General features: G+C 63.9%; 12 protein-coding genes. 11 read left to right on the forward strand and 1 reads right to left on the reverse strand.

Going from position 1 to position 12766, the window contains the following annotated elements; all coding sequences use genetic code 11:
- The first annotated feature begins 6 nt into the window (after nucleotides 1-6).
- A complete protein-coding gene (gene rpoC / locus ACG04R_RS25650; protein ID WP_394416831.1) occupies nucleotides 7-4224 on the forward strand; it encodes a DNA-directed RNA polymerase subunit beta' in 4218 nt (1405 codons plus the stop codon).
- Nucleotides 4225-4293: 69 nt separating this feature from the next.
- Here rpoC and ACG04R_RS25655 read toward each other — a convergent pair whose 3' ends face one another.
- Nucleotides 4294-4770 carry a PIN domain-containing protein gene (locus ACG04R_RS25655; RefSeq protein WP_394416833.1) on the reverse strand — a complete coding sequence of 159 codons (477 nt, stop codon included), beginning with the start codon at nucleotides 4768-4770 and terminating at the stop codon, nucleotides 4294-4296.
- A 146-nt stretch (nucleotides 4771-4916) separates the two neighbouring features.
- Between ACG04R_RS25655 and rpsL the strand changes: the two genes are divergently transcribed.
- The 10 genes from rpsL (at nucleotide 4917) to rpsS (ending at nucleotide 12760) form a co-directional block, all read left to right on the forward strand.
- Nucleotides 4917-5291: a 30S ribosomal protein S12 gene (gene rpsL, locus ACG04R_RS25660; protein WP_088486369.1), complete on the forward strand. Its 375-nt coding sequence runs from the start codon at nucleotides 4917-4919 to the stop codon at nucleotides 5289-5291.
- Nucleotides 5292-5446: 155 nt separating this feature from the next.
- On the forward strand, nucleotides 5447-5917 hold the full coding sequence (rpsG, locus tag ACG04R_RS25665) for a 30S ribosomal protein S7 (protein ID WP_119046632.1): 471 nt from the start codon (nucleotides 5447-5449) through the stop codon (nucleotides 5915-5917).
- A 68-nt stretch (nucleotides 5918-5985) separates the two neighbouring features.
- Nucleotides 5986-8091 (forward strand): elongation factor G, encoded by a 2106-nt coding sequence (gene fusA, locus ACG04R_RS25670; RefSeq protein WP_394416836.1) that lies wholly within the window; start codon nucleotides 5986-5988, stop codon nucleotides 8089-8091.
- A 120-nt stretch (nucleotides 8092-8211) separates the two neighbouring features.
- Nucleotides 8212-9402, forward strand: a complete 1191-nt coding sequence (gene tuf, locus ACG04R_RS25675; RefSeq protein ID WP_394416815.1) for an elongation factor Tu — start codon at nucleotides 8212-8214, stop codon at nucleotides 9400-9402.
- Nucleotides 9403-9466: 64 nt separating this feature from the next.
- Nucleotides 9467-9778 carry a 30S ribosomal protein S10 gene (gene rpsJ, locus ACG04R_RS25680; RefSeq protein WP_132576760.1) on the forward strand — a complete coding sequence of 104 codons (312 nt, stop codon included), beginning with the start codon at nucleotides 9467-9469 and terminating at the stop codon, nucleotides 9776-9778.
- A gap of 265 nt (nucleotides 9779-10043) precedes the next feature.
- Nucleotides 10044-10715, forward strand: a complete 672-nt coding sequence (rplC, locus tag ACG04R_RS25685; protein ID WP_394416838.1) for a 50S ribosomal protein L3 — start codon at nucleotides 10044-10046, stop codon at nucleotides 10713-10715.
- Nucleotides 10715-11335: a 50S ribosomal protein L4 gene (gene rplD / locus ACG04R_RS25690; protein ID WP_132576758.1), complete on the forward strand. Its 621-nt coding sequence runs from the start codon at nucleotides 10715-10717 to the stop codon at nucleotides 11333-11335. Before rplC ends, rplD begins: the two co-directional genes overlap by 1 nt.
- A complete protein-coding gene (gene rplW, locus ACG04R_RS25695) occupies nucleotides 11332-11646 on the forward strand; it encodes a 50S ribosomal protein L23 (RefSeq protein ID WP_394416840.1) in 315 nt (104 codons plus the stop codon). The genes rplD and rplW overlap by 4 nt, the downstream gene beginning before the upstream one ends.
- Entirely contained in the window at nucleotides 11647-12471 is an 825-nt protein-coding gene (gene rplB / locus ACG04R_RS25700; protein ID WP_394416842.1) for a 50S ribosomal protein L2, read from the forward strand.
- A 10-nt stretch (nucleotides 12472-12481) separates the two neighbouring features.
- Nucleotides 12482-12760, forward strand: coding sequence for a 30S ribosomal protein S19 (gene rpsS / locus ACG04R_RS25705; RefSeq protein WP_088484478.1), 279 nt, complete (start codon nucleotides 12482-12484; stop codon nucleotides 12758-12760).
- The last annotated feature ends 6 nt before the right edge of the window (nucleotides 12761-12766 follow it).

Raw genomic sequence — 12766 nt, forward strand, 5'->3', positions numbered from 1 at the left:
AGATGCATGAAGGGACTACTCGACCTTTTCAAGCAATTCACCCCCGATGAGCATTTCGATGCCATCAAGATCGGCCTGGCATCTCCGGAGAAGATCCGCAGCTGGTCGTTCGGCGAGGTGAAGAAGCCCGAGACCATCAACTACCGCACCTTCAAGCCCGAGCGTGACGGCCTGTTCTGCGCCAAGATCTTTGGCCCGATCAAGGACTACGAGTGCCTGTGCGGCAAGTACAAGCGCCTGAAGCACCGCGGCGTCATCTGCGAGAAGTGCGGCGTCGAAGTCACGCAGACCAAGGTCCGCCGTGACCGCATGGGCCACATCGACCTGGCGGCGCCCTGCGCGCACATCTGGTTCCTGAAGTCGCTGCCGTCGCGTCTGGGCCTGGTGCTCGACATGACGCTGCGCGACATCGAGCGCGTGCTGTACTTCGAAGCCTACGTCGTCGTCGACCCGGGCATGACCCCGCTGAAGAAGTTCTCGATCATGAGCGAGGACGACTACGACGCGAAGCGCATCGAATTCGGCGACGAATTCATCGCGCTGATGGGCGCCGAGGGCATCAAGAAGCTGCTGGAGGAGATGGATCTCGACATCGAGATCGATCGCCTGCGCAACGACATGACCGGCTCCGAGCTCAAGGTCAAGAAGAACTCCAAGCGCCTGAAGGTCATGGAGGCCTTCAAGAAGTCCGGCATCAAGCCGAACTGGATGGTGCTGGACGTGCTGCCCGTGCTGCCGCCGGACCTGCGTCCGCTGGTGCCGCTGGACGGCGGCCGCTTCGCGACCTCCGACCTGAACGACCTCTACCGTCGCGTCATCAACCGCAACAACCGCCTGGCCCGCCTGCTGGAGCTGAAGGCCCCTGAAATCATCGTGCGCAACGAAAAGCGCATGCTGCAGGAAGCCGTCGACTCGCTGCTGGACAACGGCCGCCGCGGCAAGGCGATGACCGGCGCGAACAAGCGTGCCCTCAAGTCGCTGGCCGACATGATCAAGGGCAAGAGCGGTCGCTTCCGTCAGAACCTGCTGGGCAAGCGCGTCGACTACTCGGGTCGTTCGGTCATTACCGTGGGCCCGTACCTCAAGCTGCATCAGTGCGGCCTGCCCAAGCTGATGGCGCTGGAGCTGTTCAAGCCCTTCATCTTCAGCCGTCTCGAAGCCATGGGCATCGCGACGACGATCAAGGCCGCCAAGAAGGAAGTCGAATCCGGCACCCCCGTGGTCTGGGACATCCTGGAAGAGGTCATCAAGGAGCACCCGGTTCTGCTGAACCGCGCCCCGACGCTGCACCGCCTCGGCATCCAGGCCTTCGAGCCCGTGCTGATCGAAGGCAAGGCCATCCAGCTGCACCCGCTCGTCTGCTCGGCCTTCAACGCCGACTTCGACGGTGACCAGATGGCCGTCCACGTGCCGCTGTCGATCGAAGCGCAGATGGAAGCCCGCACGCTGATGCTGGCCTCCAACAACGTGCTGTTCCCTGCCTCCGGCGAACCGTCCATCGTCCCGTCGCAGGACGTGGTGCTGGGCCTGTACTACGCCACCCGCGAGCGCACGAATGGCAAGGGCGAAGGTCTGATCTTCTCGGACATCCCGGAAGTGATCCGCGCGCTGGAAAACGGCGCCGTCGAAATCACCGCCAAGATCAGCGTGCGCCTGACCGAGTGGACCAAGGACAAGGAAACGGGCGAGTTCGTGCCCGAGACCAAACTGACGGACACGACCGTCGGCCGCGCCCTGCTGTCGGAAATCCTGCCCAAGGGCCTGCCGTTCAGCAACATCAACAAGGCGCTGAAGAAGAAGGAAATCTCGCGTCTCATCAACACGAGCTTCCGCAAGTGCGGCCTGAAGGAAACCGTGGTGCTGGCCGACAAGCTGCTGCAGAGCGGCTTCAAGCTCGCCACGCGCGCCGGCATCTCGATCGCCATCGACGACATGCTGGTGCCCGCTCAGAAGCACACGCTGATCGAGCGCGCCGAGAACGAGGTCAAGGAGATCGAGCAGCAGTACGTCTCGGGTCTCGTGACCGCCGGCGAGCGCTACAACAAGGTCGTGGACATCTGGGGCAAGGCCGGTGACGAAATCGGCAAGAAGATGATGGACCACCTGAAGGTCGAGAAGACGATTGATCGCCACGGCAAGACCGTCGATCAGGAGTCGTTCAACTCGATCTACATGATGGCCGACTCGGGCGCGCGGGGTTCCGCCGCCCAGATTCGCCAGTTGGCCGGCATGCGCGGCCTGATGGCCAAGCCGGACGGCTCCATCATCGAGACGCCCATCACGGCGAACTTCCGTGAAGGTCTGAACGTGTTGCAGTACTTCATCTCCACCCACGGCGCCCGTAAGGGCCTGGCGGACACGGCGTTGAAGACCGCGAACTCGGGCTACCTGACGCGTCGTCTGGTCGACGTGACCCAGGACCTGGTCGTCATCGAAGACGATTGCGGCACCGACAACGGCATGGCCATGCGCGCCCTGGTCGAAGGCGGTGAAGTCATCGAATCCCTGCGCGACCGCGTGCTGGGCCGCGTGACCGCCATCGACGTCGTCCACCCCGAGACGCAAGCCTCGCTGCTGGCTGCCGGCAAGATGCTGGACGAAGACACCCTCGACGTGCTGGAACAGGCCGGCGTGGACGAGATCAAGGTTCGCACGCCGCTGACCTGCGGCACGCGCTTCGGCCTGTGCGCCAAGTGCTATGGCCGTGACCTCGGCCGTGGCGGTCTGGTCAATACGGGTGAGGCCGTGGGCGTCATCGCCGCGCAGTCCATCGGTGAACCGGGCACGCAGCTGACGATGCGGACGTTCCACATCGGCGGCGCCGCGTCGCGCGCTGCCGTGGCCTCGAGCGTCGAAGCCAAGTCGGACGGCATCATCGGCTTCAACGCCACGATGCGCTACGTGACCAACGGCAAGGGTGAACTGGTCGTGATTTCCCGCTCCGGCGAGATCATCATTGCCGACCCGCACGGCCGCGAGCGCGAGCGTCACAAGGTGCCGTACGGCGCCGTGCTGAACATCAAGGCCAGCCAGGTCATCAAGGCCGGGCTGGTGCTCGCGAACTGGGACCCGCTGACCCGCCCGATCATCACGGAATTCGCCGGTCAGGCGAAGTTCGAGAACGTCGAGGAAGGCGTGACCGTCGCCAAGCAGGTGGACGAGGTGACCGGTCTGTCGACCCTGGTCGTCATCGACCCGAAGCGCCGCGGCGCCGCCAAGGTCGTGCGCCCGCAGGTCAAGCTGCTGGACGCGCAAGGCCACGAGGTCAAGATCCCCGGTACCGACCACTCGGTGGCCATCGGCTTCCAGGTCGGCGCGCTGATCCAGATCCGCGACGGCCAGGAACTGCTGCCCGGTGAAGTGCTCGCCCGTATCCCGGTCGAAGGCCAGAAGACCCGCGACATCACCGGCGGTCTGCCGCGCGTTGCCGAGCTCTTCGAAGCCCGCTCGCCGAAGGATGTTGGCGTGCTGGCCGAGCAGACCGGCACGGTGTCGTTCGGCAAGGAGACCAAGGGCAAGATCCGCCTGCAGATCACCGACCCGGACGGCAAGGCCCACGAGGAGCTGGTGCCCAAGGAAAAGAATATCCTGGTGCACGAAGGCCAGGTGGTCAACCGCGGCGAACTGATCGTCGACGGCGCAGCGGACCCGCAGGACATCCTGCGCCTGCTGGGCATCGAGGAACTGGCCCGCTACATCGTCGACGAAGTCCAGGACGTGTACCGACTCCAGGGCGTGAAGATCAACGACAAGCACATCGAGGTGATCGTTCGCCAGATGCTGCGTCGCGTGACCATCACCAACCCGGGTGACTCGCACTACATCCTGAACGAGCAGGTCGAGCGTTCGGAGCTGCTGGACACCAACGACAAGCTGCGCAAGGAAGGCAAGCTGATCGCCACGCACGCAGACGTGCTGCTGGGCATCACCAAGGCCTCGCTGTCGACGGACTCCTTCATCTCGGCCGCTTCCTTCCAGGAAACGACCCGCGTGCTCACCGAGGCTGCCATCATGGGCAAGCGCGACGAACTGCGTGGCCTGAAGGAAAACGTCATCGTCGGTCGTCTGATCCCGGCTGGTACCGGCATGGCTTTCCACGAAGCGCGCCGCGCCAAGGAAGCGATGGACGATGCCGAGCGCCGCGCCATCGCCCTGCAGGAAGCCGAGGAGCTGGCTGCTGCGCAGATGGCGGGTGTGGACGCCGACGACGGCGCCGCCGAGTAAGCGCCACGGGGCCTTCGCCCCTCAAAGCCGCCCCGGTTCACGCCGCGGGCGGCTTTTTCATTGGCGGGATCAGTCCGGTGACCAGCGCTCCGGTGTCACGATCGCCAGGCCGCGCAGCCGTGCGCGCTTCGCCAGTGCCAGCACGGCCTTGTCGCGGGAGACCAGCCAGCGCGCGCCGGCGGCCAGCGCGAGATCGATGAACTTCTGGTCGTCTGGGTCGCGGCAGACCAGCCGTCCGGCCAGCGGCTGCAGCCCGGCAGCGTCGACGGCGAGCGCGTGGGCGTCGAACTGCGCCTCGATGAAGGCCAGGTCAGGCGCGTAGCTTGCCGCGACGCCGCGGCCCAGCACGTGGCGGATCTCGTCGCGCATCGCCGGCGCGACCAGCCAGCGCAGCCGGCCTGACGTGACGGCCGTGGTCAGCGCCTGCACGCGCTCGTCTCGGAAGACCAGCCAGTCCATGACGACCTGGGTGTCGATGACGATGGCCGGTCGTTCGTCCGTTTCCAGTGGGGCGGTTGCAGCGGCAGACGGAGCGGGGGTGTCCATTGCCGCCAGCTTACCCCGGCCTCCGGGCAGACCCTTGTGCCGGAATTGCCAGCGGTCTACAATCCTCGGCTCTTCGCCTTTTGGGTGGTGCATTCCTGCGCGCCCGAAAAGTGAGGTTCACTGACTTCAAACGGGAACAAGTCGTAATGCCAACCATCAATCAGCTGGTGCGCCACGGTCGTGAGGCCGAGGTCACCAAGTCCAAGTCGCCTGCGATGCAGAACTGCCCGCAGCGCCGCGGTGTCTGCACCCGCGTCTACACCACCACGCCGAAGAAGCCGAACTCCGCGCTGCGTAAGGTCGCCAAGGTGCGCCTGACCAACGGCTTCGAGGTCATCTCCTACATCGGCGGCGAAGGCCACAACCTGCAAGAACACAGCGTCGTGCTCGTGCGCGGCGGCCGTGTGAAGGACTTGCCCGGTGTTCGTTACCACATCGTGCGCGGTTCGCTGGACCTGCAAGGCGTCAAGGATCGCAAGCAGGCCCGTTCCAAGTACGGCGCCAAGCGTCCGAAGAAGTAAATCGTCTGTTCGGGCTCAGCACATCTGCTGACCCAACGTTGTTGCGGCCTCTGAGTTGTCGGTAGGTCGAGTAAGTGGACAAGCCCCAGATGTCGGTGGTTGTCCAGCGGAGCGAGGCGACAAGCCCCTCCAACTGAAGCAGAAGGAAGAATCCCATGCCACGTCGTCGCGAAGTACCCAAGCGCGAAATCCTGCCGGACCCCAAGTTCGGTTCCGTCGATCTGTCCAAGTTCATGAACGTCATCATGGAATCGGGCAAGAAGGCCGTCGCCGAGCGCATCATCTACGGTGCTCTGGACCAGGTCGAAAAGAAGATCGGCAAGGACCCGCTGGAAGTGTTCATGGTCGCCCTGAACAACGTGAAGCCCATGGTTGAAGTGAAGTCCCGCCGTGTCGGTGGTGCGAACTACCAAGTTCCCGTGGAAGTTCGCCCTGTCCGCCGGATGGCTCTCGCCATGCGCTGGCTGAAGGAATCCGCTCGCAAGCGCGGTGAGAAGTCGATGGCCCAACGCCTGGCCAACGAGCTGCTGGAGGCCGCTGAAGGCCGCGGCGGCGCGATGAAGAAGCGTGACGAAGTCCACCGCATGGCAGAAGCCAACAAGGCCTTCTCGCACTTCCGCTTCTAAACCACTGTCTTTCAGCCGCCTCGGGTTTCTACCAACCCGCTGGCGGCTCCTGTCTTCTGGAGCAAACCATGGCCCGCAAAACCCCCATCGAGCGCTACCGCAACATCGGTATCTCCGCGCACATCGATGCCGGCAAGACCACCACGACCGAGCGCATCCTCTACTACACCGGTGTGAACCACAAGATCGGTGAGGTGCATGACGGCGCCGCCACGATGGACTGGATGGAACAGGAGCAAGAGCGCGGCATCACGATCACGTCGGCCGCGACGACCTGCTTCTGGAAGGGCATGGACATGTCCTACCCCGAGCACCGCTTCAACATCATCGACACCCCTGGACACGTGGACTTCACGATTGAAGTCGAGCGCTCGATGCGCGTCCTGGACGGTGCCTGCATGGTGTACTGCGCCGTGGGTGGTGTGCAGCCCCAGTCGGAAACCGTCTGGCGCCAGGCCAACAAGTACAAGGTGCCCCGCCTCGCGTTCGTCAACAAGATGGACCGCACCGGCGCGAACTTCTTCAAGGTCGTCGACCAGATGAAGACCCGCCTGAAGGCCAACCCCGTGCCCGTGGTCATTCCCATCGGCGCTGAAGAGGGCTTCAAGGGTGTGGTGGACCTCTTCAAGATGAAGGCCATCATCTGGGACGAGGCTTCCCAGGGCATGAAGTTCACCTTCGAAGACATCCCCGCTGACCTCGTCGGCGTCGCCCAGGAATGGCGCGAGAAGATGGTCGAGGCCGCTGCCGAAGCCACCGAAGAGCTGATGAACAAGTACCTCGAGACGGGGGATCTGTCCGAGGAAGAAATCAAGACGGCCATCCGCCAGCGCACGATCGCGACGGAAATCCAGCCGATGCTGTGCGGCACCGCCTTCAAGAACAAGGGCGTGCAGCGCATGCTGGATGCCGTCATCGACTTCCTGCCCTCGCCGCTGGACATCCCGCCGGTCTCGGGCACGGACGAAGACGACCAGCCGATCACGCGTCAGCGCACCGACGAAGAGAAGTTCTCGGCGCTGGCCTTCAAGCTGATGACTGACCCCTACGTCGGCCAGCTGACCTTCGTGCGCGTGTACTCGGGCGTGCTGCAGTCGGGCGCGACCGTCTACAACCCGATCCGCGGCAAGAAGGAGCGCATCGGCCGGATTCTGCAGATGCACGCCAACCAGCGTGAAGAAATCAAGGAAATTCTGGCTGGCGACATCGCCGCCTGCGTGGGCCTGAAGGACGTCACCACGGGTGAAACCCTGTGCGACCCGGACAGCATCATCACGCTGGAAAAGATGATCTTCCCGGAGCCCGTGATCTCGCAGGCCGTCGAGCCGAAGACCAAGGCCGACCAGGAAAAGATGGGCCTCGCGCTGGGCCGTCTGGCTGCCGAAGACCCGTCGTTCCGTCTGCGCACCGACGAAGAGTCCGGCCAGACCATCATCTCCGGCATGGGCGAGCTGCACCTGGAAATCATCGTCGACCGCATGAAGCGCGAGTTCGGCGTGGAAGCCAACGTCGGCAAGCCGCAGGTGGCCTACCGCGAAACCATCCGCAAGACCGCGACCGACGTCGAAGGCAAGTTCGTTCGCCAGTCCGGTGGTAAGGGCCAGTACGGTCACGTCGTGCTGACGCTCGAGCCGCAAGAGCCGGGCAAGGGCTTCGAGTTCGTCGACGCCATCAAGGGCGGTGTGGTTCCTCGCGAATACATCCCCGCGGTCGAGAAGGGCATCATCGACAGCCTGCCGAACGGCGTGCTGGCCGGCTTCCCGGTCGTCGACGTGAAGGCCACGCTGACCTTCGGTTCGTACCACGACGTCGACTCGAACGAAAACGCGTTCAAGATGGCCGCGTCCATGGGTTTCAAGGAAGCCATGCGCCGCGCCGGCCCCGTCATCCTCGAGCCGATGATGGCCGTGGAAGTCGAGACGCCGGAAGACTACGCCGGTACCGTCATGGGCGACCTGTCCAGCCGTCGCGGCATGGTGCAGGGCATGGACGACATGGTCGGCGGCGGCAAGGTCATCAAGGCCGAAGTCCCGCTGAGCGAAATGTTCGGCTACTCGACGTCGCTGCGCTCGGCCACGCAAGGCCGCGCCACCTACACGATGGAGTTCAAGCACTACTCCGAAGCGCCCAAGAACGTTGCCGACGCCATCATCCTGGCGCGCGGCAAGTCCTGATCCGCTTCTAAAGAATCGTCTTCGTAGCTGCCCGCCCGTCTGGCCAGTCGGCGGGAATCACGGGCACTACGGAAACGCTAAACCAACAGACTGGCGAGATGCTCTTTTTGGAGATTTGAAATGGCAAAAGGCAAGTTTGAGCGGACCAAGCCGCACGTGAACGTGGGCACGATCGGTCACGTGGACCACGGCAAGACGACGCTGACGGCAGCGATCGCGACCGTGCTGTCCAAGAAGTTCGGTGGCGAGGCCAAGGCCTACGACCAGATCGACGCGGCTCCGGAAGAAAAGGCCCGCGGCATCACGATCAACACCGCGCACGTCGAATACGAGACGGCCAACCGCCACTACGCGCACGTTGACTGCCCCGGCCACGCCGACTACGTCAAGAACATGATCACCGGTGCCGCCCAGATGGACGGCGCCATCCTGGTGTGCTCGGCCGCTGACGGCCCGATGCCCCAGACCCGCGAGCACATCCTGCTGGCTCGCCAGGTCGGCGTGAAGTACATCATCGTCTTCCTGAACAAGTGCGACATGGTCGACGACGCCGAGCTGCTCGAGCTGGTCGAAATGGAAGTTCGCGAACTCCTGTCCAAGTACGACTTCCCTGGCGACGACACCCCCATCATCAAGGGTTCGGCCAAGCTGGCCCTGGAAGGCGACACCGGCGACCTGGGCGAACAAGCCATCATGCGCCTGGCCGAAGCCCTGGACACCTACATCCCCCAGCCGGACCGTGCCGTTGACGGCGCCTTCCTGCTGCCGGTGGAAGACGTGTTCTCGATCTCGGGCCGCGGCACCGTCGTGACCGGTCGCGTCGAGCGCGGCATCATCAAGGTCGGCGAAGAAATCGAAATCGTCGGCATCCGCGAAGTCCAGAAGACCACGGTCACGGGCGTCGAAATGTTCCGCAAGCTGCTGGACCAAGGTCAAGCAGGCGACAACGTCGGCATCCTGCTGCGCGGCACCAAGCGTGAAGACGTCGAGCGCGGCCAAGTCCTGGCCAAGCCCGGCACCATCAAGCCCCACACCCACTTCACCGCTGAGATCTACGTTCTGAGCAAGGAAGAGGGCGGCCGCCACACCCCGTTCTTCAACAACTACCGTCCCCAGTTCTACTTCCGCACGACGGACGTGACCGGTGCCGTCGAGCTGCCGAAGGACAAGGAAATGGTCATGCCCGGCGACAACGTCGGCATCACCGTCAAGCTGATCGCGCCGATCGCGATGGAAACCGGCCTGCGCTTCGCCATCCGTGAAGGCGGTCGCACCGTCGGCTCCGGCGTCGTCGCCACGATCCTCGCGTAATCACTGCGTGACCGTGCGCCGGGCGGCTGCCGCCCGGTGCTCACCCGCTCTTTAAGGAACAGTCATGCAAAAGCAAAAGATCCGCATCCGCCTGAAGGCGTTTGACTACAAGCTGATCGACCAGTCGGCCCTCGAGATCGTCGAGACCGCCAAGCGTACCGGCGCCATCGTCAAGGGCCCCGTGCCCCTGCCGACCCGTCTGGAGCGTTTCGACATCCTGCGTTCGCCGCACGTCAACAAGACCAGCCGCGACCAGTTCGAGATCCGCACCCACCAGCGCCTGATGGACATCGTCGACCCGACCGACAAGACGGTTGATGCGCTGATGAAGCTCGACCTGCCCGCCGGCGTCGACGTCGAAATCAAGCTGCAGTAATTCGCGAGGCCTGCGGGCTTCCGAACCCCAAGGCCCCGGCCCTGTCTCGACAGGCTGGGGCTTTGTTCTTTTGCGGCGTGGCGGGCGAGATGCTTGCATCAGGGCAATCCCTCGCGCTATACTCGCCAGCTTTCCCGGGTTGGCCTATGCCTGCTCGGAATTCGCGCAGCGTCATCTCGATGGCGTTGCAAGGTCAGCCCGGCCAATCGATGTCGGGTGTTCGCAATAGCTTCTGCGGCGCAAGCCAAGGGGGCTGGAGAAAAACATGAGTCTGAGCAACCGTCTCGGTTTGCTGGGCCGCAAGGTGGGCATGATGCGCATCTTCACGGACGATGGCGATGCCATTCCCGTGACGGTGCTGGACGTGTCCAACAACCGCGTGACCCAGGTCAAGACCCAAGAGACCGACGGCTACAGCGCCATCCAGGTGGCGTTCGGTACGCGCAAAGCTTCGCGCGTCACCAAGCCTGAAGCCGGCCACCTCGCCAAGGCAGGTGTCGAAGCCGGTGAAATCCTCAAGGAATTCCGCGTCGAGGCCGACGTCGCTGCCCAGTACCAGGCTGGCGCGACCGTCCCTGTGACGCTGTTCGCCACGGGCCAACTGGTCGACGTGCAAGGCACGTCTATCGGCAAGGGCTACGCCGGCACCATCAAGCGCCACAACTTCAGCTCGCAGCGCGCGTCGCACGGTAACAGCCGTTCGCACAATGTGCCGGGCTCGATCTCCATGGCGCAGGACCCGGGCCGTGTGTTTCCGGGCAAGAAGATGACCGGCCACATGGGCGACGAAACCGTCACCACCCAAAACCTCGACATCGTGCGCGTGGACGAAGCCCGTTCGCTGCTGCTGGTCCGTGGTGCGGTGCCGGGTTCCAAGAACGGCCACGTCGTCGTTCGCCCCGCCGTCAAGGTCAAGATCAAGAAGGGAGCCAACTGATGCAGCTCGAGCTCCTGAACGAGCAGGGTCAGGCCACCGCCAAGGTGGACGCGCCTGACACCGTCTTCGCTCGCGACTACAACGAAGCCCTGGTGCACCAGGTGGTCGTGGCCTTCCAGGCCAACGCCCGCCAAGGCACCCGCGCCCAGAAGGACCGTGAACAGGTCCACCACTCGACCAAGAAGCCCTTCCGCCAGAAGGGCACCGGCCGCGCTCGCGCCGGTATGACCTCGTCGCCGCTGTGGCGCGGGGGCGGTCGCATCTTCCCGAACCTGCCTGACGAGAACTTCTCGCACAAGCTGAACAAGAAGATGTACCGCGCCGGCATGGCCGCGATTCTGTCGCAGCTGGCCCGCGAAGGCCGCCTGGCCGTGGTGGATTCGATCTCGGTTGAAGCCCCCAAGACCAAGCTGCTGGCCGCCAAGTTCAAGGCCATGGGTCTGGACTCGGTGATGGTCATCGCCGACACCGTGGACGACAACCTGCTGCTGGCCTCGCGCAACCTGGCCAACGTGCTCGTCGTCGAGCCGCGCTACGCCGACCCCCTGTCGCTGGTCTTCTACAAGAAGGTGCTGGTGACCAAGGCTGCGGTCGAGCAACTCAAGGAGATGCTGGCATGAGCGCCCCCAAGTATTCCGAAGGCCGTCTGGCCTCCGTGCTGCTCGCGCCCATCGTGTCCGAGAAGGCCACGCAAGTCGCCGAGAAGCACAATCAAGTGCTGTTCAAGGTCCTGCGCGACGCCACCAAGCCCGAGATCAAGGCCGCTGTTGAACTGATGTTCAAGGTCGAAGTCGAGTCGGTCAGCGTGGTCAACGTCAAGGGCAAGACCAAGCGCTTTGGTGGCCGTGCTGGCCGCCGCGACCACGTCAAGAAGGCCTACGTGGCCCTCAAGGCCGGTCAAGAGCTCAATTTCTCCGGGGAGGCCGCGTAAATGGCCATCGTCAAAGTCAAGCCGACTTCGCCCGGCCGCCGTGGCGTCGTCAAGGTGGTGCACAAGCATCTGCACAAGGGCGCGCCCCACGCAGCTTTGCTTGAGCCGCAAAAGCAGAACTCCGGCCGCAACAACAACGGTCACATCACGATTCGCCACAAGGGCGGTGGTCACAAGCACCACTACCGCGTGGTCGACTTCAAGCGCAACAAGGACGGCATTCCGGCCAAGGTCGAGACCATCGAGTACGACCCGAACCGCACCGCCCACATCGCGCTGGTGGTGTACGCCGACGGCGAGCGCCGCTACGTGATCGCCCCGCGCGGTCTGGAAGTGGGTTCGACCATCCTGAGCGGCTCGGAAGCGCCGATCAAGGCTGGCAACACGCTGCCCATCCGCAACATTCCGGTGGGTTCGACCATCCACTGCATCGAGCTGCAGCCTGGCAAGGGCGCCCAGATGATCCGTTCGGCCGGCACCTCCGCTGTCCTGATGGCTCGTGAAGGCGTGTACGCCCAGATCCGCCTGCGCTCCGGTGAAGTGCGTCGCGTGCATATCGACTGCCGCGCCACCATCGGTGAAGTCAGCAACGAAGAGCACAGCCTGCGCCAGTACGGCAAGGCCGGCGCGATCCGCTGGAAGGGTATCCGTCCGACCGTTCGCGGCGTGGCGATGAACCCGGTGGATCACCCGCACGGTGGTGGCGAAGGCCGCACCGGCGAGGGCCAGGTCCCTGTGTCGCCGTGGAACACCCTGACGAAGGGCTACCGCACTCGCAACAACAAGCGCACGCAGACGTTCATCGTCTCGCGTCGCAAGAAGTAAGGGCTAGGCCATGACTCGTTCACTGAAGAAGGGCCCCTTCGTCGACCACCACCTGCAGGCCAAGGTCGACAAGGCTGTTGCCAACAAGGACAAGAAGCCCATCAAGACCTGGTCGCGTCGCTCGACGATCCTGCCCGAGTTCATCGGTCTGACGATCGCCGTGCACAACGGCAAGCAGCACGTGCCGGTCTATGTGTCTGACCAGATGGTCGGCCACAAGCTGGGTGAATTCGCACTGACCCGCACCTTCAAGGGCCACCCGGCCGACAAGAAGGCCGGGAAGAAGTAAGGATGT

The organism is Pelomonas candidula (assembly GCF_043555985.1).
Taxonomy (GTDB): domain Bacteria; phylum Pseudomonadota; class Gammaproteobacteria; order Burkholderiales; family Burkholderiaceae_C; genus Pelomonas; species Pelomonas candidula.

Excerpts from the sequence above, each read along its gene's own strand:
- rpoC (WP_394416831.1), top strand. The coding sequence starts at position 7 with ATGAAGGGACTACTCGACCTTTTCAAGCAATTCACCCCCGATGAGCAT.
- ACG04R_RS25655 (WP_394416833.1), bottom strand. The coding sequence starts at position 4,770 with ATGGACACCCCCGCTCCGTCTGCCGCTGCAACCGCCCCACTGGAAACG.
- rpsL (WP_088486369.1), top strand. The coding sequence starts at position 4,917 with ATGCCAACCATCAATCAGCTGGTGCGCCACGGTCGTGAGGCCGAGGTC.
- rpsG (WP_119046632.1), top strand. The coding sequence starts at position 5,447 with ATGCCACGTCGTCGCGAAGTACCCAAGCGCGAAATCCTGCCGGACCCC.
- fusA (WP_394416836.1), top strand. The coding sequence starts at position 5,986 with ATGGCCCGCAAAACCCCCATCGAGCGCTACCGCAACATCGGTATCTCC.
- tuf (WP_394416815.1), top strand. The coding sequence starts at position 8,212 with ATGGCAAAAGGCAAGTTTGAGCGGACCAAGCCGCACGTGAACGTGGGC.
- rpsJ (WP_132576760.1), top strand. The coding sequence starts at position 9,467 with ATGCAAAAGCAAAAGATCCGCATCCGCCTGAAGGCGTTTGACTACAAG.
- rplC (WP_394416838.1), top strand. The coding sequence starts at position 10,044 with ATGAGTCTGAGCAACCGTCTCGGTTTGCTGGGCCGCAAGGTGGGCATG.
- rplD (WP_132576758.1), top strand. The coding sequence starts at position 10,715 with ATGCAGCTCGAGCTCCTGAACGAGCAGGGTCAGGCCACCGCCAAGGTG.
- rplW (WP_394416840.1), top strand. The coding sequence starts at position 11,332 with ATGAGCGCCCCCAAGTATTCCGAAGGCCGTCTGGCCTCCGTGCTGCTC.
- rplB (WP_394416842.1), top strand. The coding sequence starts at position 11,647 with ATGGCCATCGTCAAAGTCAAGCCGACTTCGCCCGGCCGCCGTGGCGTC.
- rpsS (WP_088484478.1), top strand. The coding sequence starts at position 12,482 with ATGACTCGTTCACTGAAGAAGGGCCCCTTCGTCGACCACCACCTGCAG.